Source organism: Streptomyces sp. NPDC001880 (assembly GCF_053594575.1).
The window spans coordinates 1-24,386 of the sequence record NZ_JBSFET010000012.1 but is presented as its reverse complement, the minus strand read 5'-3'; the positions used below and the strand labels follow the sequence as shown (position 1 = coordinate 24,386).

The following is a 24,386-nucleotide window of genomic DNA, read 5'->3' as shown; positions in this document are numbered from 1 at the left end:
GCCGCTCTACCCGGCTGGCTCACAATGGGGCGGGTGAACGCTCTCCCCCCGAACGCCCCGTCCGCCGGCGACCGGTCCGACGCCCCCGACCCGCTCGCCGCCTTCCTGGCCCTGCGCACCCCCGAGGGCGCCGAGCTCCTGGACGAGCTGCGGTCGTACGACCCCGCCCAGGAACTCGCCACCGCCACCCGGCTGCGCCGCACCCACCCGGCCGCCCTGGTGTCGGCGGCGCTGGGACAGGCGCGGCTGCGGCAGCGGGCGGTGGCGAAGTTCGGCGCCGAGGACGCGTACCGGATGTTCTTCACGCCCAACGGCGTCGAGCAGGCGACCCGTACGACGGTGGCCGCCCATCGCGCGCGGCGGTTCGCGAGGACGGGCGCGGTGCGCACGGTCGCCGACCTCTGCTGCGGGATCGGCGGCGACGCGATCGCGCTCGCGCGGGCGGGCATCTCGGTGCTCGCCGTGGACCGCGACCCGCTGACCGCCGAGGTGGCCCGCGCCAATGCCGCCGTGCTCGGGCTGGACGAGCTGATCGAGGTGCGGTGCGCCGATGTCGCCGAGATCGACACCACGCCGTACGACGCGGTCTTCGTCGACCCGGCGCGGCGCGGCGGCAGGGGCAGGATCTTCGACCCCGAGGCGTACTCGCCGCCGCTCTCCTGGGCGACCGGCGCCGCGCTCGCGGCCCCCCGCGCCGCGCTGAAGATCGCTCCGGGCATCCCGCACGAGGCGATCCCTGCGCAGGCGGAGGCCGAGTGGATCTCGGACGGCGGGGACGTGAAGGAGGCGGTGCTCTGGTTCGGCGAGGGCTTCGCGGCCGGTTCGTACCGTGCCACCGTGCTCCCGGCCGGGGCCACCCTGTGGTCCGGGGCCCCACTGCCCGCCCCGCCCGTCGGCCCGGTCGGCCGCTATCTGTACGAGCCGGACGGCGCCGTCATCCGCGCCCATCTGGTCGCCGACGTCGTCGAGCGGTGCGAGGGCCGGCTGATCGACGAGACCATCGCGTACATCACGAGCGACCGGCCGTACGAGTCCCCGTACACCTCCGGGTACGAGATCACCGACCGGTTGCCGTTCAACACGAAGAAGCTGAAGGCGCTGCTGCGGGAGCGGAAGGTGGGCGTCCTGACCGTCAAGAAGCGCGGCTCCGCGGTCGAACCGGAGGAGCTGCGGCGCCGGATGAAGCTCCAGGGGCCGAACTCCGCAACGGTCTTCCTGACCCGGGTGGCCGGAGCGCCGACGATGCTGATCGGCCACCCGCTGACCGGCCCGGCCTGAGAGGCCGGACGCCCGGTCAGGCGAGGTCGGTCAGATCCTCCGCGTACACCTGCGAGAGCGGCTGGGGGCCCACGTACTGCTGGCAGTTGCACTGCCCGGCCTCGAAGCGGACCGGCTTCTTGGACTCGTCCCAGGCCGTCGGCACCTCGACCCGCTCATGGCACTTGCCCTGCTTGTCGTGCTTGGCGAGATGGTGTGTGCAGCCGCAGACCGGCTCCGGCGGCCTGTTCGCCGCTTCGAGGGCCAGCCGCTCCTGCTTGGACGCCTCCAGCAGTTCCAGCTTGCGGTCGTGCCGATTGCGCAGTGCCGTACGGACGTTGTCGACGGCCCATCCGAAGCCGCCCGTCCAGAAGATGATGAGCACCCACCAGTACCACTCCATGTCGGCCTCCCCCGGCGTGACCCATGTGTCCCGTCAGCATAGGACCGCGGTCAGTGGTGGGCACCGCCCCCTACGGAGAACAGCGGCTCCGGAGCGGGCGCCCCGGCCAGTACCCGCAGCACCCAGCGCCGGTGGGTGAACGCCTTGACGAGGCCGATGAGTCCGACGTTCCAGCCGGTCAGCCCGAGCCCCATGACCAGGACGGCCAGGCCGTACGCGTTCCCTTCCAGTACGCCACTGGCCGGGACGGCGATGCAGGCGTACAGACCGGCCGCGCAGAGCACGAAGGACATCAGCAGCCAGGCGAGCGAGACGCCCGGCATCCGCAGGGCCGCGTCACGTGCCGGATCACGGTCCAAGCCACCCCAGGCGTCGAGCAGTCGGCGGATCCTGCGGTCGCGGCGCAGGCCGATGGCGACGAGGACGACCGCGGGCACCATGCAGCCGACGCCCATGGCGGCAAGGACCGCACCGATCGCGGCGCTGATGACGTCGTAGGACTCCTCGAAGGTGATCAGCGCCGTGCCCACCAGCAGCCAGCCGAGCGCGCCGAGCGCTCCCCACAGCCACAGCGTCGCCAGCCGGCCCGGTGAGACATGCGCCTTCACCAACTCGCCGAGCACCGCGGCCCGGTCGGTCAGCAGAGTCTCCCGGTCGGGCCAGGCACGTATCTCCACGGGCGGTGGCGGTGGCGGGAGTTGTGCGCGGCGGGACATGGGGCAGACCCTACCGACCGCGCGGCCCGGCTCGGGCGCCGCGCACCGTCGGGTCGGACGGGCGGGAGCCTTCCCCGCCTCTCACCCTTGCGTCGAATCACCCTTGCGTCGAACGGGACCCGGCCGGATCGACAGCCCCTGGAAATTCTTCTGAGAAACTTCCGTCCCGGTCTCCGGAGCGGTCCCCCGGCCGGTCGCTGCCGCCTCCGGGCCGGTCTCCGGAGCCCCCGCCGCAGCCGCCCGCCCCCGTGCCGGGAGCAGCACCAGGGCCACCAGCGCCGCGACGGTGAGCAGCCCGGCGCAGACCCAGAACGCCGCGGAGTACCCGGCCGCCAGGTCGGCCGGACGGTTCCCGTCGCCGGTGACCCGGGCGGCGACGGTGACCAGGACCGCGAGGCCCAGCGAGCCGCCCACCTGGCGGGAGCTGTTCAGCAGCCCGGAGGCCATGCCCGTCTCGTCGGGCGCCACATCGGTCGTGGCCGCCGTGCCGAGCGGTACGAAGCACATCCCGATGCCGATGCTGCAGACCAGCGACGGGCCGAGGATCGCGTACAGGAAGCCGCCGTCCGCCCGCGCCGTCGCCGCGAATCCGGCGAGGCCGAGCGCGGCCAGGAAGCCGCCGAGCGCCAGCAGCCGTCCGATGCCGAGCGCCGCGACCGTACGGGTGGCGACGACCGAGCCGACGACGACGCCCGCCGAGAACGGCAGGAAGGCGATTCCGGCGGCGGTCGGCCCGTAGCCGAGCACCTGCTGCATGTAGAGCGAGACGAAGTAGAACGCGGCGAACTGCCCGGAGCTCAGCAGCAGGCAGACGACGTTGGCGGCCAGCACCGGCCGCCCCCTCAGCAGCCCGGGACGGAGCAGCGGAGTGGGGGCCCGCAGCTCGACGACGACGAAGACGGTCAGCAGCAGCACGGCGGCGCCGAGCGTGCCCAGCGTCCGGGCCGACCCCCATGCGTCGGTCGATGTCCGTACGAGTCCGAGGACCAGCAGCGTCGTGCCCGTGGCGGCCAGCAGCGCTCCCGCCACATCGAGCCGGCCACGGGTGCGGGCCGGCTCGCCCCGCAATCCGCTGCGCACGGCCCCCACCAGCGCGAGCCCCACGATCGGCACATTCACCAGCATCACCGCGCGCCAGCCCGCCACATCGGTGAGCACCCCGCCCGCGAGCACGCCGACCGCGCCGCCCGCCGTGCCCGCCATGCCCCACAGCCCCAGGGCGCGGGAACGGGCGGGCCCGACGGGGAACGCCAGGGCGATCAGGGCGAAGGCGACCGGGGCGAGCGCGGCGGCGCCGATCCCCTGCACCGCCCGAGCGGCGATCAGCCCGCCCGGCGACCGGGCGAGCCCGCCCGCCAGACTCGCCGCGCCGAACAGCACCAGGCCCGCCGTCAGGATCCGGCGGCTGCCGAACAGGTCGGCGAGCCGCCCGCCGAGCATCAGCAGCCCGCCGAAGGCCAGCGCGTAGGCGTTCACCACCCACAGCAGCCCCTGGGGCGTGAAGCCGAGATCGCCGCGCATGTCCGGCAGCGCGACGTTCACCACGGACACGTCCAATGCCACCATGAACTGCACGGTGAGAGCCACCGCCAGCAGCCGACGCGCATGTCGTAACTGATCGTTCACGACGTTCCCTTCGAGATGGTGGCCGAGGAGGATGCGGCGGCGCTGCCCCGGCTCGCCGCGATCAAGGACGAGTGGCGGGCGTTCGCCGCCGACTACGAGGTGGCGGACGAACTGGACGCGATCGTCCGGGGGCTGATCGAGCGGGGAACCGCCGCCGGCCGAGGGGCCGGTCAGCCGGTGACGGGTCCGTCGTCCCCCAGCGACTCGAAGCGCCAGCGGTGCACCGGGCGAGTGATCAACTCGGCGTCCGGCTCGGGGAGTTCGGGAATTTCGTCGCCGTACTCACCCGCCCACCAGGTGATGACCAGGACCCGGTCCTGCGGGGCGCGCAGCAGCTCGCGGCGGAGCGGCTCGCGGGCCAGCTCGGCCGAACGGGCCCGCGCCCACTCCAGGAGTTCGGCGCCCCGGCCGGCCACGGCACGGGCCTCCCACATGAGTGCGACGGTCATGAGTAGAGGTTGTCCTTGCTGATCTCGTGGACGTGGTCGTGGTCGTGCGCCAAGGCGCCCGGCACGTGGGTGTCGGTCACCGGCAGCGAGGAGTCCGAGGACAGATCCAGGTCCGAGGCCGGCCGGTTGCGGGCGACCATCTCCGCGCCCAGCGCCGCGACCATCGCACCGTTGTCCGTGCACAGCCCGGGGCGCGGCACCCGCAGCCGGATACCCGCCCGCTCGCACCGCTCCTCGGCCAGCGCCCGCAGCCGCGAGTTGGCAGCGACACCGCCGCCGATCATCAGGTGGTCGACGCCCTCGTCCTTGCAGGCCCGGACGGCCTTGCGGGTGAGCACGTCCACCACGGCCTCCTGGAAGGACGCCGCCACGTCCCGTACCGGCACCTCCTCGCCCGCCGCCCGCTTGGCCTCGATCCAGCGGGCCACCGAGGTCTTCAGGCCGGAGAAGGAGAAGTCGTAGGCGGGATCGCGCGAGCCGGTAAGACCGCGCGGGAACGCGATCGCCGCCGGGTCGCCCTCCTTCGCCAGCCGGTCGATGACCGGGCCACCGGGGAAGCCGAGATCCAGCACCCGGGCGATCTTGTCGAAGGCCTCGCCCGCCGCGTCGTCGATGGTCGCGCCCAGCGGCCGTACGTCATTGGTGATGTCCGGCGCGAGCAGCAGCGAGGAGTGGCCGCCGCTGACCAGCAGCGCCATCGTCGGCTCGGGCAGCGGGCCGTGCTCCAGCTGGTCCACACAGATGTGCGAGGCGAGGTGGTTCACCCCGTAGAGCGGCTTGTTCAGCGCGTACGCGTACGCCTTCGCCGCCGACACGCCGACCAGCAGCGCGCCCGCGAGCCCGGGGCCCGCGGTGACGGAGATGCCGTCGAGGTCGCGGGCGCTGATCCCGGCCTCCTTCAGGGCGCGCTCGATGGTGGGGACCATCGCCTCCAGATGGGCGCGGGAGGCGATCTCCGGGACGACGCCGCCGAAGCGGGCGTGCGTGTCGACGCTGGACGCGACGGCGTCGGCGAGCAGCGTCGTGCCCCGGACGATGCCGACGCCGGTCTCGTCGCAGGAGGTCTCGATGCCGAGTACGAGCGGTTCGTCAGCCATCAGTCAGTCTCTGTTTCTTGTACGTGTTCTTGTACGTGGAGGCGCATGACGAGTGCGTCGACGTTGCCCGGCTGGTAGTAGCCGCGGCGGAAGCCGATCGGCTCGAAGCCGAAGCGTTCGTACAGCTTCTGGGCCCGGGTGTTGTCGACGCGGACTTCGAGCAGCACCTCGGCGCACTCGAAGGCCGTGGCGTGTTTCAGCAGGTCGGTGAGGAGCACGGAGCCGAGGCCGCCGCCCCAGTGGTCGCGGGTGACCCCGATCGTCTGTACGTCGGCGAGGTCGCCGGGCGCGGCGAGGCCCGCGTAGCCGACGATCCGGCCGGTGACGGGGTCCTCGGCGACGACATAGCGGCGGGTGGCCCGGGGGCCTCGGGAGTGCGCCAGCTCGGACCAGAACATGCCGGCCGACCAGGCGTCGTCCGGGAACAGCTCGTGTTCGAGCTCCAGCACCGGATCGATGTCCCACCAGCGCATCTCGCGCAGAACGGCAGTCGTGCTCGTCACTGCGGCGTGACCACCTTGTAGTTCTTCGGCACCTGGGCATCGGGCCTGCGGAGGTAGAGCGGCTGCGGCGGCAGCAGCTCCGCGCCCGTGGCGAGCCGCTCGGCGGCGAGGGCGGCCAGCGCGCCGGCGCTGACGTGCTCGGGCTCCCGGGCGTCCGGGAACGCCTCGGGGTAGAGCACCGCGCCCGCGCCGACGACGGGAAGTCCGGCGAGCTGTCCGGCGATGTCGGCGGGCCGGTCGACGGCGGGCCCCGTGACGCGGGTGCGCGAGTCGTCGTACCTCGCCCAGTAGACCTCCTTGCGGCGGGCGTCCGTCGCGACGGCGAACGGGCCCTCCAGCCCGGCCCGGCCGGCGGCGTACGCGAGACCGTCCAGGGTGCACAGGCCGTGCACGGGCACGGAGAGGGCGGAGCCGAAGGTCGCGGCGGTGACCAGACCGACCCGGAGCCCGGTGTACGGCCCGGGGCCGACGCCGACGACCACGTCCGTCACGGCGTCGAGTTTCACACCGGCCTCGGCGAGCACCCGGTCGACGGCGGGCAGCAGCAGCTCCCCGTGCCTTCGGGCGTCGACCTGTCCGGACTCGGCGACGACGGAGGTCCCGTCGTGAAGGGCGACGGTGACGGCGGGGGTGGCGGTATCCACGGCGAGCAAGAGCACGCAAACAGCCTACGGCTCCGCCGACGGAGGCACGGCGCCCGTACGGCGTCCCGGCACCACCGGCCCCGGCTGCTACCGTCACCGTGCACACACGGGTACGACGTAAACGCTAAACGCTTGTACGACATACGGAAGCGAAAGGGGCGCGCACGGTGTCTAGGGGCAGCTCGGGAATCGTGGCCGGGCTCACTGTGGCGGCGCTCGCCGTCGTCGGCGTCCTGGCCTTCCAGGCATCGGCGAACGTCCCCGACAACCTCGCGGCCACCGAACCGAAGGCTTCCGCCACCGCCGCGGCCACCGAGCACGCGAAGCCGAAGGAGAAGTCGCGCCCGGTCGCGCTCCCCGCGGACTCCGGCACCGGGAAGCGGGTCGTGTACGCCCTGGAGGACCGCCGTGTGTGGCTCGTCGACGCGGACGGGAAGGCGACCCGGACGTTCGAGGTCATGCCGAGCCCACTGAATCCGCTCCCCGGCACCTATCGGGTGAACACCCCGCGCTCGGGAGCCGCCACCAAGGGCTCGGACGGCGTGATGATCGAGCATGTGGTGCGGTTCGCGGTGGTGGACGACGTGGCCGTGGGCTTCAGCGCGGCGGTGGACGGCTCGATGGAGAGCCCGGACCCGACGCTGAAGACGGGTGGCGTGCGGATGTCCCGGGCCGACGGGGACGCGATGTGGGACTTCGCGCTGGTGGGCACGAAGGTGGTCGTCCTCCCCTAGACCGACCGGCGGGAGACCGACCGGCGGATCGGGGCCGGACAGGCCCTGATGCCTCCCTACGCCTCCCTGGGCTCAGGGAGGCCGGATCCGGAACGGGGCTCGGAGGCGGCCGGAGCTGCGTCGCCGTCACCCTCGTCCGCGGACTGCGGCGGTGTGGAGACCGCCGTGGCCGCGGCACAGGCCGCCAGCAGTTCCTTCATCGATGGCGGCGGCACTTCGTGTTCGGCGGACGTCGGCATGGATGCCTCCTGAGGCTCCGGCGTAAGGCGTGGTTAGGCAGGCCTCACCAGCTCTCGTCATCCATGTGACCACGCCCGCACCGCCCGGCGCAACAATTTGCCGACAGCCTGTCGGAATCCGGCCCGCGCTCGGAGCCTGTCGGGCGGCCTCCGACCGGGCGGCCACGGCCTGGCACGCACGCTTCCCGCGTTGTGGTCGCAATCGCACGCACCGGCCCGCGTCCGCCATCCGACCGGGCGCCGGCCGACAGGTTCTCAGACCTCGCGCAGTCCCGCCCAGCGCGCGCCGATCCCCACCAGCGTCACCTCGCGCCGCTCGTCGTCCGTGTCGCCGACCGCGCGGTCGATCACCACCTGCAGCCGGTCCTCCGAGAGCTCCTCGACCTTGCCGTCGCCCCACTCCACGACCACCACCGACTCCGGCAGCGACACGTCGAGGTCCAGGTCCTCCATCTCGTCGAGCCCGCCGCCCAGGCGGTACGCGTCGACGTGGACCAGTGCCGGACCACCGGTCAGCGACGGGTGGACGCGGGCCATCACGAAGGTGGGGGACGTGACCGCGCCGCGCACTCCGAGGCCCTCGCCGAGGCCCCGGGTCAGCGTCGTCTTCCCGGCGCCGAGCTCGCCGGTGAGCATCACGAGGTCGCCGGGCCGCAGGATCGCGGCGATCCGGCGTCCGAGCGCCTGCATCTGTTCGGGGGACTCGACAGCCAGGCCCACGGTGACGGTGCTCGGCGCGGCGCCCTCGGTGGCCTCAGCCGCCAGACTGTTGTGCGGTGCTTCCATGTCCGCCAACGTTAGCCGTTTCCGGCACGGCTCCGACGCGTACCAGCAGGTCCGCCATCCGGTCCGTGACCGTCTCGGGGTGCTCCAGCATCACCAGATGGCCCCCGTCCGGGACGATGACCAGCTCCGCGTCCGGGAGCTGGTCCGCGATGGTCTCGCTGTGCGAGCTGGGCGTCACCAGGTCCTTGTCGCCCGCCAGGATCAGCACCGGGACGTCACGGAAGGCGGGCAGGACGTGGCTCTTGTCGTGTTCGGTGAAGGCCGGGTAGAACTCGGCGACCACGTCGATCGGGGTGGACTCGATGAGCCGCTCGGCGAACCTCTCGACCGCCGGGTCGACATCCCGCGAGCCGAAGGAGTACCGCTTGATCAGCCCGGCGAAGAGGTCGGCGGTCGCGCGGCGGCCCCGCTCCACCAGCTCGGCCTGGGAGCCGAGCGCCCGGAGCACCCCGGGCAGCACCCGGCGCACCGCGTTCACGCCCGCGACCGGCAGCCCGAAACTGACCTCGCCGAGCTTCCCGCTCGACGTGCCGACGAAGGCGACGGCGGCGACCCGGTCCCGGACAAGCCCGGGGAACTGCTCGGCGAGCGCCATCATCGTCATACCGCCCATCGAGTGCCCGACCAGCACCAGCCTGCCCTCGGGGGCCGCTGCGTCGATCACCGCCTTCAGGTCGCGGCCGAGCTGGTCGATGCCGACCGTCGCCCCGTCCGCCTGGGCCCGGCCCCGCTCTGAGCGGCCGTGGCTGCGCTGGTCCCAGTGGACGGTGCGCACCAGACCGCGCAGCGCCGCCCGCTGGAAGTGCCAGGAGTCCTGGCTGAGGCAGTAGCCGTGGCTGAAGACCACGGTGACCGGCGCGGGATCCTTGCGGCCGAAGAGCCTGCGGCGGCGCGTGCCGGAGCCTGCGGCCTCGCCACCGCCCGCGGCGGTCCCCGCGGCGCCGTCCGGTTCGACCTCGTCGACCTCGTAGTACAGCTCGGTGCCGTCGTCGGCGGTGGCCCGGCCCGGCAGTCCGCGCAGCGAGCCGTACGGCCCGGTGGCGTCCAGCGCCAGCCTGGCCCTTCTGCGCATGCCCCGGCCGACGGTGAGCCGCTCGACCGCGACACCGGCCGCCGCGCCCGCCGCGATCACGCCTATGGCGGCTCCGGCGATACCGGCCCGGCGCCAGCCGACCGCCGTAGCAGCCGTCGTCACCGCGTCCCCCGCGCTGATCTCGCTCACCCTGCCGCGCTCCTCGTCGGTCGTATCCGTCAGGTCAGGGCCGGTCTGTTCCGGTCGTGATCAGATCGTGCCCGGTCAGCGGTGGACGATCGGTCAGGACTCGGCCGGGGTCGCGTGCAGATGCACACGCGGTACGCGGGTGCCGATCCGGGTGACGATCTCGTAGGCGATCGTGTCGGCGGCCTGCGCCCAGTCCTCGGCGCTCGGCTCGCCCCGGTCCCCCGGGCCGAAGAGCACCGCCTCGCTGCCGACCTCGACCTCGTCCCCGCCGAGGTCGACGACGAACTGGTCCATGGCCACCCGGCCGGCGATCCGCCGGGTGACGCCGCCGACCAGGACCGGGGCGCGGCCGGAGGCGTGGCGCGGGATGCCGTCCGCGTAGCCGACCGGCACCAGGCCCAGGGTGGTCTCGGCGGAGGTCGTGTAGTGGTGGCCGTAGCTGACCCCGTGACCGACCGGCACCTGCTTGACCAGGGCGACCGACGCGACGAGCGTCATGACGGGGCGCAGCCCGAAGTCGGCCGGGGTGCCCAGCTCGGGGCTGGGCGAGATGCCGTACATCGCGATCCCGGTCCGTACGAGGTCGAAGTGCGCCTCGGGGATCGTCAGCGTCGCCGGCGAGTTCGCCATGTGGCGCACCTCGGGGTCGACGCCCTCCTTCTCCGCGTACGCGACCATGTCCCGGAACGCGGTGAGCTGGGCGGCGATGGAGGGGTGGCCGGGCTCGTCGGCGCAGGCGAAGTGGGACCACAGGCCGGTGATCCGGACGGTGCCCGCGTCCTCGGCACCGCGGGCGGCGGCGACCAGCTCCGGCCAGTCGGCGGGCTGGCAGCCGTTGCGCCCGAGGCCGGTGTCGGCCTTGAGCTGGATCCGGGCCGGAACACCCGCTTCCGTGGCGGCGGTGACGACCTCGCGCAGGGCCCACATCCCGCTCACCGACACATCGATGCCGGCCTCGATCGCCTCGCGCCAGGGGCCGCCCGGGGTCCACAGCCAGCACAGCACCCGGCCGCCGAGTCCGGCCTCCCGCAGGGCGAGCGCCTCCTGCGGCGTGGCGGTGCCCAGCCAGGTCGCCCCGGCCTCCAGCGCGGCGCGGGCGCAGGGCACCGCGCCGTGCCCGTACGCGTCGGACTTGACGACGGCCATGAGTTGCGCGCCGCCCGCTCGCGCGCGCAGCACACGCACGTTGGCGCGCAGTGCGTCGAGGTCGATCTCGGCACGGGCTCTCAAGGACGCTGTCTCGTTCATCGCGCCCAGTCTCTCAGAGGCGCACGGCAGGCCCCTCGGGCGGCAGGTCACCCCGGAGGCTGTCGGGTGTCCTCCGATCGGGCGGCCACGCCCCGGCGCGCAGGCTGTGCGGCCGGAGGTCGCCCGACGGCCCCTCAGCGATGGCGCAGCTCGTGTTCCACCTGGTCGACGATGACCGGGACATGGCTGTGCGGTACGTCCTTGACGGCGGTGACCAGGGTCACCGGGCCGCCCGCCCGGACCAGTTCGACCAGTTCACGGACGGCCGCCGTGTGGACGGGGTCGGCCAGTTCGGTGCGGTAGCGCTCGACGAACTGGTCGTAGCGGGTCTCGGTGCGGTCCTCGTGGTACCAGTCACGGAGTTCGTTCGACGGGGTGATGTCCTTGAGCCACTTGTCGATCGCGGCCTTCTCCTTGGACTTGCCGCGCGGCCAGAGCCGGTCGACGAGGACGCGGGTGCCGTCGCCGTCCTCCTTCGGCTCGTACACCCGGCGTACGCGTACCTCGCTGCTGCCCACGGTCGGCCCTCCTGTCGGCTGCGGTCGGTCCCCGCTGGGGCCCAGGATCACTCAGCCCCGTACGTCCCGCCACGCCACCGGGATCGCCTCCGCGACGTCCTGCGCGGCGACGGGCGAGCCGTCGGAGGCGTGGCGGGCGGCGAGTCCGTGCAGATGGGCGCCGGCCGACGCGGCGTCGCGCGGGGCGAGGCCCGCCGCGAGCAGGGAGCCGGTCAGTCCGGAGAGGACGTCGCCGCTGCCGGCTGTGGCCAGCCAGGAGGTGCCGGTCGGATTGACCCGTACGGGAGTGTCCGGGTCGTCGGTGGCGACCAGGGTCGTCGAGCCCTTGAGCAGGACCGTGGCGCGGTAGCGGGCGGCCAGTTCCCGTACGGCGGCGAGCCGCCCCGCCTCGACCTCCTCGCGCGGGACGCCGAGCAGCGCGGCGGCCTCGCCGGCGTGCGGGGTGAGGACGGTGGGCGCGGTGCGCGCGCGCAGGGCACCGGCGTCCAGCAGCCGCAGCCCGTCCGCGTCCACCAGCACCGCGACGTCCGCCGCCAGCACGTCCCGGACCGCCTCGGCGGCCTTGGCTCCGTCACCGAGTCCGGGCCCGACGACCCAGGCCTGCACCCGCCCCGCCTTCGACGGCGGCCCCGTGTGGACCAGCGTCTCCGGGTGACGGGCGATCACCGCGTCCGCGCCCGGACCGACGTACCGCACGGCCCCCGCGCCGCCCCGCAACGCCCCGGAGACGGCCAGCACCGCCGCGCCCGGGTAGCGCGCGGAACCGGCGACGACGCCGACGACCCCGCGCCGGTACTTGTCGCTCGCGGCACCGGGAGCGGGCAGCAGTGCGGCGACGTCCGCGTACTGGAGCGCCTCCAGCTCGGGTACCTCCGGCAGTTCGGGCCCGAGCCCGATGTCGACGAGGTGGAGCGCGCCGGCCCGTTCGGCGGCCGGGTCGACGAGCAGGCCCGGCTTGTAGGTGCCGAAGGTGACGGTCACATCGGCGCGCACCGCCTCGCCGAGCACCTCGCCGGTGCCGGCCTCGACCCCGCTGGGCAGGTCGACGGCGACGAGCGGCGCGCCGGTCGCCGCGAGGGCCCGCACCAGCTCGGCGGCGCCCGGACGCAGCCCGCCCCGCCCGCCGATGCCGGTGATTCCGTCCACCACGAGATCGATGTGGCCGCCCCAGGCGTCCGCGCCTTCCGCGATCCGCCCGCCGGCCGCGAGCAGGGCCGCGAGGCCCCCCTCGTGGACGCGGTCCGGCGCGGTGAGCACGGCACGCACCCCGGCGCCCCGGCGGACGAGCCGGGCGCCCGCGTACAGCGCGTCGCCCCCGTTGTCGCCGCTGCCGACGAGGAGGACGACCCGGGAGCCGTACACCCGGCCGCGCCGGCGCAGCACATCGATGCAGGCCGCGGCGAGTCCGGCGGCGGCGCGCTGCATCAGCGCGCCCTCGGGCAGCCGGGACATCAGGGCCCGCTCGGCGGCCCGTACGGTATCGACGCTGTAGGCGGTACGCATGTGCTCAACCCTCCGCGATCACCACGGCCGACGCCACCCCCGCGTCGTGGCTGAGCGATACGTGCCAGTGCCGTACGCCCAGCTCGGCGGCGCGGGCGGCGACGGTGCCGCGGACCCGCAGCCGGGGCCGGCCGCTGTCCTCGACGTACACCTCGGCGTCCGTCCAGAGCAGTCCGGCGGGCGCGCCGAGCGCCTTCGCGAGGGCCTCCTTCGCGGCGAACCGGGCGGCGAGCGAGGCGATGCCGCGCCGATCGCCGCTGGGCAGCAGCAATTCCCGCTCCACGAAGAGCCGTTCGGCCATCTGCGGCGTACGTACCAGCGCCGCGTCGAACCGTTCGATCTCGGCCACGTCGATCCCGACCCCGATGATCACGCGTGTTCCCTCATCCCTCGCTACTCCACGGTCACGGACTTCGCCAGATTGCGCGGCTGGTCCACGTCGTTGCCGCGGGCCGTCGCCAGTTCGCAGGCGAAGACCTGCAGCGGCACGGTCGACACCAGCGGCTGAAGCAGCGTAGGCGTAATGGGAATCCGGATCAGGTGGTCGGCGTACGGGACGACCGCCTCGTCGCCCTCCTCGGCGATGACGACGGTGCGGGCGCCGCGGGCCCTGATCTCCTGGATGTTCGACACGACCTTGTCGTGCAGCAGCGACCGGCCGCGCGGCGACGGCACCACCACGACGACCGGGAGGCCGTCCTCGATGAGCGCGATCGGGCCGTGCTTGAGCTCACCGGCGGCGAAGCCCTCGGCGTGCATGTAGGCGAGCTCCTTGAGCTTCAACGCGCCTTCCAGGGCCACCGGATAGCCGACATGGCGACCCAGGAAGAGCACGGTGTCGTGACCGGCGAGGGAGCGGGCGAGTTCGCGCACCGGCTGCATGGTCCCCAGGACCTGTTCGACGGCGCCGGAGATCGCGGAGAGCTGTCGGATGACGATGCGGATCTCGTCGCCCCACTTCGTCCCCCGGACCTGTCCGAGATACAGGGCGACGAGGTAGCAGGCGACCAGCTGGGTGAGGAATGCCTTGGTGGAGGCGACGGCGACCTCGGGTCCGGCGTGCGTGTAGAGCACGGCGTCGGACTCCCGGGGGATGGTGGAGCCGTTCGTGTTGCAGATGGCGAGGACCTTGGCGCCCTGTTCGCGGGCGTGCCGCAGGGCCATCAGGGTGTCCATCGTCTCGCCGGACTGCGAGATCGCGACGACCAGGGTGCGGTGGTCGAGGATCGGGTCGCGGTAGCGGAACTCGCTGGCCAGCTCGGTCTCGCAGGGGATGCGGGTCCAGTGCTCGATGGCGTACTTGGCGATCATCCCGGAGTGGAAGGCGGTGCCGCAGGCCACGATGACGACCTTGTCGACCTCGCGCAGTTCGTGCGGCGGGATGCGCACCTCGTCGAGGCGGAGCGAGCCCGAGCCGTCGATCCGGCCGAGGAGCGTGTCGGCGACGGCCCTGGGCTGCTCGGCGATCTCCTTGAGCATGAAGTAGTCGTGGCCGCCCTTCTCGGCGGCGGAGACGTCCCAGTCCACGTGGTACCTGCGGACCTCGGCGGGCCGCCCGTCGAAGCCGGTGACGGTGACCCCCTCGCGGCTCAGCTCGACCACCTGGTCCTGGCCCAGCTCGATCGCGGAGCGGGTGTGCGCGATGAACGCGGCGACGTCGGAGGCCAGGAACGACTCGCCCTCCCCCACCCCCACCACGAGCGGCGAGTTGCGCCGGGCCCCGACCACGGTGCCGGGTACGTCCGCGTACACGGCGACAAGGGTGAACGCCCCCTCCAGGCGGCGGCAGACCTGCCGCATCGCCTCGGCCGGGTCGGCGCAGGAGGAGAACGCCTCGGCCAGCAGATGGGCGACGACCTCGGTGTCGGTCTCGGAGGCCAGTTCGTGGCCGCGCTCGGCAAGTTCGGCGCGCAGGGCGGCGAAGTTCTCGATGATCCCGTTGTGCACGACGGCGACGCGGCCCGCGTTGTCGAGGTGCGGGTGGGCGTTGGTATCGGTGGGGGCGCCGTGGGTGGCCCAGCGGGTGTGTCCGATCCCGGTGGTACCGGCCGGGAGCGGCGTCTCGGCCAGCGCCTTCTCCAGATTGACGAGCTTGCCGGCCCGCTTGGCGGCGGCCAGGCCGCCGTCCGCGAGCACGGCGAGGCCCGCCGAGTCGTAGCCCCGGTACTCAAGGCGCTTGAGACCCGCGACGACGACGTCCTGCGCCGACTGCCCACCGACGTAACCGACGATTCCGCACATACCGTTCCCTTCCTGGTCATCCACCCCTCTTCTTCGCATCGTCGCAGAAGGTGAACGGGGCGGCAGGGAGGACGGCGTGGCGTGCGGCGGGACGGCGGGGCCTGCGGACCCGGCCGGGGCGGCCGGCTCGTCCTCGCCGAGGACGGCTCCTTCCGCGCCACGCACGTCTGCGGCGACTACACGGACTCCCGCACCGGCGACAGCTCCGGATTCGGCTTCCCCCACACCATGACCGGCACCGGCACCCGGGAGTCCGGGGTGTACACGACCTGGGACCGTGCGACGGAGGTGTCCACCGAATTCGCCCCCGGCAACGTCAGCGGCCAGCTCGTGGCCAGCGGAAAGGCCGATTCCGCCGTCCTGTGGACCTTCGTCGGCGACCCCGACCGCGGAGAGCTCTGCGTGCTGAAGGAAGGTGGGCACACAGCCGTGAACGGGCGCCTGCGGCGCCGCTCCCGCCCTCCCCCACGTGACCGAGCCCACCCTCCACTCCGTTGGAACTCCCGCAACAATGAACCCGTGATCAGTTCGCCGCCACGGAACACCCACCGACGCGCCGAGCACGCGGCGACGCCGTACGTCGACCTGTCCCGCGCCGAGTGGAGCGCCCTGCGCGACAAGACTCCGCTCCCGCTGACCGCCGACGAGGTGGAGCAGCTGCGCGGGCTCGGCGACGTCATCGACCTCGACGAGGTACGGGACGTCTACCTGCCGCTCTCCCGGCTCCTCAACCTCTACGTCCAGGCCACCTCGGGTCTGCGCGGCGCCCTGAACACCTTCCTCGGGGACGCGGGCGGCGGCCACGGCGCGCAGCGCGGCACCCCGTTCGTCATAGGCGTCGCGGGCAGTGTCGCGGTCGGCAAGTCCACCACCGCGCGCATCCTCCAGGCGCTGCTGGCCCGCTGGCCCGAGCATCCGCGGGTGGAGCTGGTGACCACGGACGGGTTCCTGCTGCCGATGGAGGAACTCCGGGCCCGCGGACTGACGTCGCGCAAGGGTTTCCCCGAGTCGTACGACCGGCGCGCCCTGACCCGGTTCGTCGCCGACATCAAGGCCGGCAAGGACGAGGTGACGGCGCCCGTCTACTCGCATCTGATCTACGACATCGTGCCGGACGAGCGGCTCACCGTACGCCGTCCGGACATCCTGATCGTCGAGGGGCTGAACGTGCTCCAGCCCGCACTGCCCGGCAAGGACGGCCGGACCAGAGTCGGTCTCGCCGACTACTTCGACTTCAGCGTGTACGTGGACGCGCGCACCGAGGACATCGAGAGCTGGTATCTCGACCGGTTCCGGAAGCTGCGCGCGACCGCGTTCCAGAACCCCTTCTCGTACTTCCGCAAGTACACCCAGGTCCCCGAGGAGGAGGCCATGGAGTACGCGGCGACGATGTGGCGGACCATCAACAAGCCGAATCTGGTGGAGAATGTGGCGCCCACCCGGGGTCGTGCCACCCTGGTGCTGCGCAAGGGCCCGGACCACAAGGTCCAGCGGCTGTCGCTGCGCAAACTCTGAGTCCGCGAGCCTTCCGGGAGTGGCCACGTGCTGCATCTACGCCTGATCGTCCCCACCGGCCTCACGGACGAGGTGGTGCACCTGGTGGAGACCACCGTCGGTACGACGCATCTCGTGGTGATGCCCGGGGTCGCCCGTTACCCGGCGGGTGACGTGGTGCTGTGCGACGTGGCCCGCGAGGCGGGCAACGAACTGATCTCCGCACTGCGCAGGATCGGTATCGACAAGTCCGGTTCGATCACGGTCGAGAACATGGACCTGACGCTCTCCGCGCACGCGGACAGGGCCGAGGAGGCGGCGCCGGGCGAGGGCGTGGACGCGGTGCTGTGGGAGGAGTTGACGGATGCGACCCACGAGGAGTCGACGTTCAGCGTCACCTATGTGGCGTTCCTCGCGGTCGCGACGATGCTCGCCGCCTGCGGTGTGATGCTCGACAACGCGATCCTGATCGTGGGCGCGATGGCGGTCGGTCCGGAGTTCGGGCCGCTGGCCGGGATCTGCACGGCCCTGGTGCAGCGCGCTCCGCGTCTGGTGTGGCGGTCGCTGGTGGCGCTGATCGGCGGCTTCGCCCTCGCGATGCTCCTGACGGCCGGGTTCGCCTGGCTGATGGACGTCTTCGGGCTGTTCAACCGCTCGATGATCGAGGCCCCCCGGCCCAGCACGGCCTTCATCTGGAAACCGGACGCGATGTCGTTCGTGGTGGCGTTCCTGGCCGGCGTCGCCGGGACGCTCTCGCTCACCTCGGCGAAATCCGGGGCGCTGATCGGGGTCGCCATCTCGGTGACGACCGTACCGGCTGCGGCCAATGCCGCGGTGGCGTTCAGTTACCGCGACTACGGCCAGATGTCGGGCTCCGCGGCGCAACTGCTGGCGAACCTCGGCGGGATCGTGCTCGCGGGGACGCTGACCCTGCTGGTCCAGAAGGTGCTGTGGACGGCACACCGCCGCCGGACGGGCCTCGTCGCGAACCCGTCCGGCGATTAGCTACGTCCGTCTCCCGGGGCAGAACAACCTAGGGCGTGTCCGGCGGATCAGGGTCGGACAGGCCCTAGCCCAGCGCGGACTTCACCACGTCGGCCAGCCGCCCGGCGATTGCCCGCGCCTGCTCGATGTCGGCCGCCTCGACCATGACCCGCACCAGCGGCTCCGTGCCCGACTGGCGCAGCAGCACGCGCCCGGTGGAGCCCAGCTCGCGCTCGGCCTCGGCCACGGCCTCGGCGATCTCGGGCGAGGTCCCGACCCGGGACTTGTCGACGTCGCGGACATTGATCAGCAGCTGCGGCAGCCGCTGCATGACCCCGGCCAGGTCGGCGAGGCTACGGCCGGTGGCGGCGACCCGGGCCGCCAGCAGCAGGCCGGTCAGGGTGCCGTCGCCGGTCGTGGCGTGGTCCAGGACGATGACATGGCCGGACTGCTCGCCGCCCAGCGCGTAGCCCTCGGCCTTCATCGACTCCAGTACGTAGCGGTCGCCGACGGCGGTCTGGACGAGCTGGATGCCCTCCCGCTCCATCGCGATCTTGAAGCCGAGGTTGGACATGACGGTGCCGACCACGGTGTCCTTGCGCAGCTGTCCGGCCTCGCGCATGGCGAGGGCGAGGACGGCCAGGATCTGGTCGCCGTCGACCTCCTCGCCCGAGGCGTCCACGGCCAGGCAGCGGTCGGCGTCGCCGTCGTGCGCGATACCGAAGTCGGCGCCGTGCTCGACGACGGCGGCCTTCAGCGGCTCCAGGTGGGTGGATCCGCAGCCGTCGTTGATGTTCAGGCCGTTCGGGTCGGCACCGATCGTGATCACCTCGGCGCCCGCCCGCGCGAAGGCCTCGGGAGAGACCCGGGCGGCCGCGCCGTGCGCCTCGTCGAGCACGACCTTCAGCCCGTCGAGCCGGTTCGGCAGGACCGCGACGAGGTGGGCCACGTAACGGTCGAAGCCCTCCGCGTACTCGGTGACGCGTCCCACACCGGCACCGGTCGGGCGCTCCCACGGCTCACCGGTGCGGTGCTGCCGGTAGACCGTCTCGATCCGGTCCTCCAGCTCGTCGGAGAGCTTGTGACCGCCGCGGGCGATGAACTTGACACCGTTGTCCGGCATGGAGTTGTGGCTCGCGGAGAGCATCACGCCGAGGTCGGCACCGAGCGCGCCGGTGAGGTACGCCACCGCCGGGGTGGGCAGCACACCGACGCGCAGGACGTCCACGCCGGCGCTGGCGAGGCCGGCCACCACGGCGGCCTCCAGGAACTCTCCGGACGCGCGTGGGTCACGGCCCACCACGGCTGTCGGCCTGGTTCCGTCGGTGGTGCTCCCCTCGGCGAGAACATGCGCCGCAGCGACCGAGAGACCGAGCGCCAGCTCAGCCGTCAGATCCGCATTGGCGACACCGCGCACACCGTCCGTGCCGAAGAGTCGTCCCACTGGTGTCCTCCGAGAATGCTCCGAAACCGCACAACCAAATCAACCAAAGCAACGCAACAAGCCTATGAACGTCTTATGTCGTTATACGCCCGAGGGTGCCGATAAACGAACGCCCCGGCAGCACGAGGTGTGCCGCCGGGGCGAACGTGTGAAGCAGATGAGCAGGCGGATTAGCGCTTGCTGTACTGCGGGGCCTTGCGGGCCTTCTTGAGACCGGCCTTCTTGCGCTCGACCGCACGGTCGTCGCGGGAGAGGAAGCCGGCCTTCTTCAGCGTGGGACGGTTGTTGTCCACGTCGGCCTCGTTCAGCGCACGGGCCACGCCGAGACGCAGGGCGCCCGCCTGACCCGAGACGCCGCCACCCGAGATGCGGGCGATGACGTCGTAGCGGTTGTCGAGCTCAAGCACCTTGAAGGGCTCGTTGACTTCCTGCTGGTGCACCTTGTTGGGGAAGTAGTCCTCAAGGGTGCGACCGTTGATCTTCCACTTGCCGGTGCCCGGAACGATCCGGACGCGGGCGATGGCGTTCTTCCGACGGCCCAGGCCGGCGGCAGGCTGCGGGTCGCCGAAGCGGGAGGCCAGCGACTCGCTGGTGTACTCGCCCTCGACAGGAACCTCGGACTCGAAGGTGGTCACCTCGGCGAAGACCTCTTCGCCCTCGGTGCCCTCGACGGGGTTCTCAACAGTGGTCTCGGCCACGATTCTCCTCAGATCTTTCTTTTGGTCTTAGGGGGAGGCCGGAACTACTGCGCGACCTGGGTGATCTCGAACGGGACCGGCTGCTGAGCAGCGTGCGGGTGCTGGTCGCCCGCGTAGACCTTGAGCTTCGAGAGCATCTGACGGCCCAGGCTGTTCTTGGGGATCATGCCCTTGATGGCCTTCTCGACAGCCTTCTCGGGGTTCTTGTCGAGCAGCTCGTCGTAACGGACGGAGCGCAGACCACCCGGGAACCCGGAGTGGCGGTACGCCATCTTCTGGGTCTTCTTGTTGCCGGAGAGGTGAACCTTCTCGGCGTTGATGATGATGACGAAGTCGCCCATGTCCATGTGGGGGGCGTAGATCGCCTTGTGCTTGCCGCGGAGGAGGTTCGCAGCCGTGGTGGCCAGACGGCCCAGGACGATGTCCTGCGCGTCAATGATGTGCCACTGGCGCGTCACATCGCCGGGCTTGGGGCTGTACGTACGCACTTCGTAGCCTTCGCTTCTTCAGTGGATGGGGTCCAGGCACATGGCACCTCTGAAGCGATCATGCAGCTGGGGCTCACAATGCCGGGGACGCTGCCCGTATGCGAGCCACTGGTAACTGCTCCAGAGAACCTACGTAAGGGCCCTACGCGTGAGAACGACGAAGCCAATACGCATAACAACCAACGAGACTACCCGCCCCGCCCTGGACGGGTCAAAACGCGTGGCCCTCGGGCGGGCAGCAGCGGGGTTCCCCGGCCTGGCCGGCCCCGCTGCCGGGGGTTGTGTCCTCAATCGTCGGACGGGCTGGTTGGTGCGGGTTCCCCCGCGGGGGTGCGCCTTGGGCCGTCGTGTGGGGGTCCGGAGTCCCTCCGGGAAGACTCCCCGGAGGGGCACCACCCCCACCCACCCGGACAAGGCGGACCCCGGACCGTGGAGCAACCGCGTCACCGGGCCCGCTCCACCCTCCGCTCGTCCCACACCGGCTCCGCCGTCTCGCGTACGACACCGTCCGAGCCGAACACCAGATAGCGGTCGAAGGACTTCGCGAACCACCGGTCGTGCGTGACGGCCATCACCGTTCCCTCGTACGCCTCAAGGCCGTCCTGCAGCGCCTCCGCCGACTCCAGGTCCAGGTTGTCCGTCGGCTCGTCCAGCAGCAGCGCGGTCGTTCCGGCCAGCTCCAGGAGCAGGATCTGGAACCGCGCCTGCTGCCCGCCGGACAGCTTCTCGAAGGGCTGGTCGCCCTGGCGCTCCAGCTCGTAGCGGCGCAGCACGGACATCGCCCCGCCCCGGTCCTTGGCATGCTCCGTCCACAGGATCTCGACGAGCGTCTTGCCCAGCAGCTCCGGGTGGGCGTGGGTCTGCGCGAAGTGCCCCGGCACGACCCGGGCCCCGAGCTTCCACTCCCCCGTGTGCGCGACCTGCTCGCCCGCGAGGAGCCGCAGGAAGTGCGACTTCCCCGATCCGTTCGAGCCGAGCACGGCGACCCGCTCCCCGTAGAAGATCTCCAGGTCGAACGGCTTCATCAGCCCGGTCAGCTCAAGGTTCTTGCAGGTCACCGCCCGTACCCCGGTCCGGCCGCCGCGCAGCCGCATCTTGATGTCCTGCTCGCGCGGCGGCTCCGGCGGCGGGCCCGCGTCCTCGAACTTCTTGAAGCGGGTCTGCATCGCCCGGTAGCGGGACGCCATGTCGGGGCTGATCGCCGCCTGCTGCCGCAGCCGGTGGACCAGCGCCTTCAGCCGGGCGTGCTCCTCCTCCCACCGCCGCAGCAGCTCCTCGAACCGGGCGAACCGGTCCTTGCGGGCCTGGTGGTACGTGTCGAAGCCGGCGCCGTGCACCCACACGTCGCTGCCCGCCGGGCTCGGCTCCACGCTGACGATCTTCTCGGCGGCCCTGGAGAGCAGCTCACGGTCGTGGGAGACGAACAGGACCGTCTTACGGGTCTCCTTGAGCCTCTCCTCCAGCCACCGCTTGCCCGGCACGTCGAGATAGTTGTCCGGCTCGTCGAGCAGCAGCACCTCGTCGGGACCGCGCAGCAACGCCTCCAGCACCAGACGCTTCTGCTCACCGCCGGACAGCGTGCGCACCTCGCGCCACTGCGCCTTCTCGTACGGGACGCCGAGCGCGGCCGTGGTGCACATGTCCCAGACGGTCTCGGCCTCGTAGCCCCGGGCCTCCGCCCAGTCGCTCAGGGCCTGCGCGTACTTCATCTGCGCGGCCTCGTCGTCGACGGTGAGGATCAGCTCCTCCGCCTTGTCGACCGCCAGGGCCGCCTCCCGGATACGCGGCTGGGACACCGAGACGAGCAGGTCCCGGACCGTGCGTTCGTCCCGCACGGAGCCCACGAACTGCTGCATCACCCCGAGCCCGCCGCTCACCGAGACGGAACCGCCGTGCGGCTGGAGCTCCCCGGCGAGCAGCCTGAGCAGCGTCGTCTTGCCGGCCCCGTTGGCTCCCACGAGAGCGACCACGGCCCCGTCCGCCACCCGGAAGGAAGCGTCGCCGAGCAGCACCCGCCCGTCCGGTAGGTAGTACTCCAGATGGCCCGCTTCAAGATGTCCCATGCACAGCATTGTCACGGCCCGCGAAGCCCGGCCCAACCGGTTTACCTCTCCAGGGCCTGTCGTCACACCGGCTTCGTCGCCCGTAGGGCGGCCGGGCGGGGACCGGTGCGTGCGATCGCAAGGTGCCGGAATGGTTTCGTAGCGGAGCCACTAGTTGTTCTGCCCCGACAGGCAGCGTTCGCCCCGTCAGGCCCTAGGATTCGCCGCATGAGCTTTGGGCAAGGGGGGCCCTCCTGGGGGCCCGGGGGCACACAGACTCCGGACTGGGCAGCGCTGGCCGACGAGTCCGCCGCGCGCAACCGGCGCAAGAAGTGGCTGCTGATCGGCGGCGGCGTGCTCGCCACCGCGGCGATCGGCGCGATCGTGGCCACGGCGGTCATCTCGACCAACAAGAACAACACCTCCGGCAAGCACGCGAGCGAACTGCCCGCGCCGAGCGACCTGCCGACCGAGACCGCGGAACCCGAACCGTCCTTCTCCTCGGTGGCGCCACCGCCCCCACCGAACCCGAAGGACTACATCTCCGATGCCAAGAAGGACCGGGCGCCGATCACCGTCGACGCGTTCTTCCCCGGCAGGAAGCTGACGATGGGCGACCGGGTCTACGTCAAGGGCGCGACGCAGCAGACGAAGAACTGCGCCGCGACCACGAAGGGCGCACTCGGCTCGATCCTGGTGAACAACGGCTGCGACCAGGTCCTCCGGGCCACGTACAGCAAGGACGGCGTCGCCGTCACCGTCGGCCTCGCGGTCTTCCCCACGGAGGCACAGGCCAAGAAGGCGGCCCAGCAGGCCACCGGCAGCATCGCCACACTGAGCGGCGCGGGCGTGCCGGCCTTCTGCCCGCCGGGATCGGTCTGCCGCCGAACCGCCAACTCCTACGGCCGGTACGCCTACTTCGCGATCAGCGGGTTCACCAGCGGCAAGAGCGTCACCACGGCCGACAAGAACGTCTACGCCGCCGGTGACGACCTGACGAACTTCACGTTCCGTCAGATCCACCGCCGCGGCGAGCTCCAGGCCTCGGCCGCGGCCACCGCGCAGACCGGCTGACGGGCACCGGGGTCACGTGCGCCTTCCGTTCCTGCTCGCCCTTCCTCGCGTACTGCGCCACAGCGCGTCCGTCGGCGCCGACCTGCCGCCCGACGAGGCGGTGTCCGTCGACGCCCCGGACCCCGCCCTCCGGGCGGCCCTGGCCTCGGCCGCCGACGGCGACCACGGCCCCGCCCGGGAGCTGCTCGCCCAGACCCGCGAGCACAGGCAGTGGGAGCTGAGGGACGGTTACGTGTCACGGCTCGCCGAGGCCGCCCTGCACAACCCCGGCTGGCTGGACGCCTGGCGGACCGAACACCCCGAGGACCCGGATGCGGCCCTGGTCGGGGCGGACCTCTGCATCCACCGCGCGTGGGAGATACGCACCGGGGAGAGCTCCGGGCAGGTCACGCCCGACCAGTTCCGGGCCTTCTTCGCGCTGCTGGAGGACGCCGCACCGGTGATCGGCAGGGCGGCCGAACTCAACCCCGCCGACCCGGTGCCCTGGCGCATCGCCCTGACCCACGCGCTGGGCAGCCAGGCCCCCCGCGAGGTCTTCGACGACTACTGGGCGCAGGCCGTGGCCCTCGACCCGCACCACTACGGATGCCACAGCGCCGCCCTCACCTACCTCTGCGCGAAGTGGCACGGCTCGCACACAGAGATGTTCGACTTCGCCGAGCGCGCGGCCGACACGGCCCCGCCCGGTTCGAAGCTGCACGCGCTGCCCCTGTTCGCGGCGCTGGAGTACACGGTGCTCTCCCCCGACGCACCGCCCGGCCCCGACCCGTACGCGCCCCGGGTGGCGGCCGCGGTCACCCGAGCCCTGGACCTTTCCGCGGCGTACGCACCGGACAGCCGGGAGGCGGCCGGCTTCCGCAACTGCCTGGCCCTGATGCTGCTGCGCACGGAGCGCTGGGACGAGGCGCTCGACGCCTTCCGCAGCATCGGCACCCGCGCCACCAGGTATCCCTGGGCGTACTTCGGCGACGATCCG

24 protein-coding genes and 1 pseudogene are annotated in these 24,386 nt (G+C 72.1%); 6 read left to right on the top strand and 19 right to left on the bottom strand.

The genetic code is table 11. The features are described 5' to 3' along the window. Positions 1-24 precede the first annotated feature (24 nt). Entirely contained in the window at positions 25-1,278 is a 1,254-nt protein-coding gene (locus tag ACWCQ6_RS10145; RefSeq protein WP_451087375.1) for a class I SAM-dependent methyltransferase, read from the top strand. 16 nt (positions 1,279-1,294) lie between these two features. On the opposite strand, the gene ACWCQ6_RS10140 is transcribed toward ACWCQ6_RS10145, so the two are convergent. From ACWCQ6_RS10140 to tsaB, 7 genes are all read right to left on the bottom strand, one after another. Beyond that, positions 1,295-1,660 (bottom strand): hypothetical protein, encoded by a 366-nt coding sequence (locus ACWCQ6_RS10140; RefSeq protein WP_451087373.1) that lies wholly within the window; start codon positions 1,658-1,660, stop codon positions 1,295-1,297. Between the two features lie 50 nt (positions 1,661-1,710). Beyond that, positions 1,711-2,376, bottom strand: a complete 666-nt coding sequence (locus tag ACWCQ6_RS10135) for a hypothetical protein (protein WP_451087371.1) — start codon at positions 2,374-2,376, stop codon at positions 1,711-1,713. Positions 2,377-2,457: 81 nt separating this feature from the next. Beyond that, a complete protein-coding gene (locus tag ACWCQ6_RS10130; protein ID WP_451087554.1) occupies positions 2,458-3,942 on the bottom strand; it encodes an MFS transporter in 1,485 nt (494 codons plus the stop codon). Positions 3,943-4,172: 230 nt separating this feature from the next. Further along, positions 4,173-4,451 (bottom strand): hypothetical protein, encoded by a 279-nt coding sequence (locus ACWCQ6_RS10125; protein WP_451087369.1) that lies wholly within the window; start codon positions 4,449-4,451, stop codon positions 4,173-4,175. Further along, positions 4,448-5,548, bottom strand: a complete 1,101-nt coding sequence (gene tsaD, locus ACWCQ6_RS10120) for a tRNA (adenosine(37)-N6)-threonylcarbamoyltransferase complex transferase subunit TsaD (protein WP_451087367.1) — start codon at positions 5,546-5,548, stop codon at positions 4,448-4,450. The genes ACWCQ6_RS10125 and tsaD overlap by 4 nt, the downstream gene beginning before the upstream one ends. Then, the gene (gene rimI, locus ACWCQ6_RS10115) at positions 5,548-6,051 is read right to left on the bottom strand and encodes a ribosomal protein S18-alanine N-acetyltransferase (RefSeq protein WP_451087365.1); all 504 of its coding nucleotides are present in this window, start codon (positions 6,049-6,051) and stop codon (positions 5,548-5,550) included. The genes tsaD and rimI overlap by 1 nt, the downstream gene beginning before the upstream one ends. Then, positions 6,048-6,710 (bottom strand): tRNA (adenosine(37)-N6)-threonylcarbamoyltransferase complex dimerization subunit type 1 TsaB, encoded by a 663-nt coding sequence (gene tsaB / locus ACWCQ6_RS10110; RefSeq protein ID WP_451087363.1) that lies wholly within the window; start codon positions 6,708-6,710, stop codon positions 6,048-6,050. The genes rimI and tsaB overlap by 4 nt, the downstream gene beginning before the upstream one ends. A 152-nt stretch (positions 6,711-6,862) precedes the next feature. Between tsaB and ACWCQ6_RS10105 the strand changes: the two genes are divergently transcribed. Further along, positions 6,863-7,429 (top strand): hypothetical protein, encoded by a 567-nt coding sequence (locus tag ACWCQ6_RS10105; RefSeq protein ID WP_451087361.1) that lies wholly within the window; start codon positions 6,863-6,865, stop codon positions 7,427-7,429. A 56-nt stretch (positions 7,430-7,485) separates the two neighbouring features. Here the strand turns inward: ACWCQ6_RS10105 and ACWCQ6_RS10100 are convergent, their stop codons facing one another. From ACWCQ6_RS10100 to glmS, 8 genes are all read right to left on the bottom strand, one after another. Then, on the bottom strand, positions 7,486-7,668 hold the full coding sequence (locus ACWCQ6_RS10100; protein WP_451087359.1) for a hypothetical protein: 183 nt from the start codon (positions 7,666-7,668) through the stop codon (positions 7,486-7,488). 255 nt (positions 7,669-7,923) lie between these two features. Further along, positions 7,924-8,454, bottom strand: a complete 531-nt coding sequence (gene tsaE, locus ACWCQ6_RS10095; protein ID WP_451087357.1) for a tRNA (adenosine(37)-N6)-threonylcarbamoyltransferase complex ATPase subunit type 1 TsaE — start codon at positions 8,452-8,454, stop codon at positions 7,924-7,926. Next, positions 8,423-9,676, bottom strand: coding sequence for an alpha/beta fold hydrolase (locus ACWCQ6_RS10090; RefSeq protein ID WP_451087355.1), 1,254 nt, complete (start codon positions 9,674-9,676; stop codon positions 8,423-8,425). Before ACWCQ6_RS10090 ends, tsaE begins: the two co-directional genes overlap by 32 nt. 93 nt (positions 9,677-9,769) lie before the next feature. Then, on the bottom strand, positions 9,770-10,924 hold the full coding sequence (gene alr, locus ACWCQ6_RS10085; protein WP_451087353.1) for an alanine racemase: 1,155 nt from the start codon (positions 10,922-10,924) through the stop codon (positions 9,770-9,772). 134 nt (positions 10,925-11,058) lie between these two features. Beyond that, entirely contained in the window at positions 11,059-11,442 is a 384-nt protein-coding gene (locus ACWCQ6_RS10080) for a DUF488 domain-containing protein (RefSeq protein WP_451087351.1), read from the bottom strand. Positions 11,443-11,493: 51 nt separating this feature from the next. Then, entirely contained in the window at positions 11,494-12,945 is a 1,452-nt protein-coding gene (locus tag ACWCQ6_RS10075; protein ID WP_451087349.1) for an NAD(P)H-hydrate dehydratase, read from the bottom strand. A 4-nt stretch (positions 12,946-12,949) separates the two neighbouring features. Beyond that, positions 12,950-13,318, bottom strand: a complete 369-nt coding sequence (locus tag ACWCQ6_RS10070; RefSeq protein ID WP_451087347.1) for a holo-ACP synthase — start codon at positions 13,316-13,318, stop codon at positions 12,950-12,952. Between the two features lie 20 nt (positions 13,319-13,338). Next, positions 13,339-15,186: a glutamine--fructose-6-phosphate transaminase (isomerizing) gene (gene glmS / locus ACWCQ6_RS10065; RefSeq protein ID WP_451087345.1), complete on the bottom strand. Its 1,848-nt coding sequence runs from the start codon at positions 15,184-15,186 to the stop codon at positions 13,339-13,341. 519 nt (positions 15,187-15,705) lie between these two features. On the opposite strand from glmS, the gene coaA reads away from it, so the two are divergent. Together coaA and ACWCQ6_RS10055 are read left to right on the top strand one after the other, a co-directional pair. After that, positions 15,706-16,701 carry a type I pantothenate kinase gene (gene coaA / locus ACWCQ6_RS10060; protein WP_451087552.1) on the top strand — a complete coding sequence of 332 codons (996 nt, stop codon included), beginning with the start codon at positions 15,706-15,708 and terminating at the stop codon, positions 16,699-16,701. 27 nt (positions 16,702-16,728) lie between these two features. Next, positions 16,729-17,685, top strand: a complete 957-nt coding sequence (locus tag ACWCQ6_RS10055) for a DUF389 domain-containing protein (RefSeq protein ID WP_451087343.1) — start codon at positions 16,729-16,731, stop codon at positions 17,683-17,685. Positions 17,686-17,749: 64 nt separating this feature from the next. Here ACWCQ6_RS10055 and glmM read toward each other — a convergent pair whose 3' ends face one another. From glmM to ACWCQ6_RS10035, 4 genes are all read right to left on the bottom strand, one after another. Next, positions 17,750-19,108, bottom strand: a complete 1,359-nt coding sequence (glmM, locus tag ACWCQ6_RS10050) for a phosphoglucosamine mutase (RefSeq protein WP_451087341.1) — start codon at positions 19,106-19,108, stop codon at positions 17,750-17,752. Positions 19,109-19,278: 170 nt separating this feature from the next. Further along, positions 19,279-19,806: a 30S ribosomal protein S9 gene (gene rpsI, locus ACWCQ6_RS10045; RefSeq protein ID WP_072486701.1), complete on the bottom strand. Its 528-nt coding sequence runs from the start codon at positions 19,804-19,806 to the stop codon at positions 19,279-19,281. 44 nt (positions 19,807-19,850) lie between these two features. Further along, entirely contained in the window at positions 19,851-20,294 is a 444-nt protein-coding gene (gene rplM, locus ACWCQ6_RS10040) for a 50S ribosomal protein L13 (protein ID WP_351078008.1), read from the bottom strand. Between the two features lie 443 nt (positions 20,295-20,737). After that, positions 20,738-22,366, bottom strand: a complete 1,629-nt coding sequence (locus ACWCQ6_RS10035) for an ABC-F family ATP-binding cassette domain-containing protein (protein WP_451087550.1) — start codon at positions 22,364-22,366, stop codon at positions 20,738-20,740. Positions 22,367-22,564: 198 nt separating this feature from the next. On the opposite strand from ACWCQ6_RS10035, the gene ACWCQ6_RS10030 reads away from it, so the two are divergent. Then, on the top strand, positions 22,565-23,410 hold the full coding sequence (locus ACWCQ6_RS10030) for a hypothetical protein (RefSeq protein ID WP_451087338.1): 846 nt from the start codon (positions 22,565-22,567) through the stop codon (positions 23,408-23,410). A gap of 16 nt (positions 23,411-23,426) precedes the next feature. Next, positions 23,427-24,386: pseudogene (locus ACWCQ6_RS10025) on the top strand (hypothetical protein); the annotation flags it as partial.

Bases quoted from the DNA above. Each gene is read 5' to 3' on its own strand.
- tsaD (WP_451087367.1), bottom strand. From the start codon at position 5,548: ATGGCTGACGAACCGCTCGTACTCGGCATCGAGACCTCCTGCGACGAG.
- ACWCQ6_RS10145 (WP_451087375.1), top strand. From the start codon at position 25: ATGGGGCGGGTGAACGCTCTCCCCCCGAACGCCCCGTCCGCCGGCGAC.
- ACWCQ6_RS10130 (WP_451087554.1), bottom strand. From the start codon at position 3,942: ATGGTGGCATTGGACGTGTCCGTGGTGAACGTCGCGCTGCCGGACATG.
- glmS (WP_451087345.1), bottom strand. From the start codon at position 15,186: ATGTGCGGAATCGTCGGTTACGTCGGTGGGCAGTCGGCGCAGGACGTC.
- ACWCQ6_RS10100 (WP_451087359.1), bottom strand. From the start codon at position 7,668: ATGCCGACGTCCGCCGAACACGAAGTGCCGCCGCCATCGATGAAGGAA.
- ACWCQ6_RS10135 (WP_451087371.1), bottom strand. From the start codon at position 2,376: ATGTCCCGCCGCGCACAACTCCCGCCACCGCCACCGCCCGTGGAGATA.
- tsaE (WP_451087357.1), bottom strand. From the start codon at position 8,454: ATGGAAGCACCGCACAACAGTCTGGCGGCTGAGGCCACCGAGGGCGCC.
- ACWCQ6_RS10075 (WP_451087349.1), bottom strand. From the start codon at position 12,945: ATGCGTACCGCCTACAGCGTCGATACCGTACGGGCCGCCGAGCGGGCC.
- ACWCQ6_RS10035 (WP_451087550.1), bottom strand. From the start codon at position 22,366: ATGCTGTGCATGGGACATCTTGAAGCGGGCCATCTGGAGTACTACCTA.
- ACWCQ6_RS10125 (WP_451087369.1), bottom strand. From the start codon at position 4,451: ATGACCGTCGCACTCATGTGGGAGGCCCGTGCCGTGGCCGGCCGGGGC.
- ACWCQ6_RS10030 (WP_451087338.1), top strand. From the start codon at position 22,565: ATGAGCTTTGGGCAAGGGGGGCCCTCCTGGGGGCCCGGGGGCACACAG.
- alr (WP_451087353.1), bottom strand. From the start codon at position 10,924: ATGAACGAGACAGCGTCCTTGAGAGCCCGTGCCGAGATCGACCTCGAC.
- ACWCQ6_RS10140 (WP_451087373.1), bottom strand. From the start codon at position 1,660: ATGGAGTGGTACTGGTGGGTGCTCATCATCTTCTGGACGGGCGGCTTC.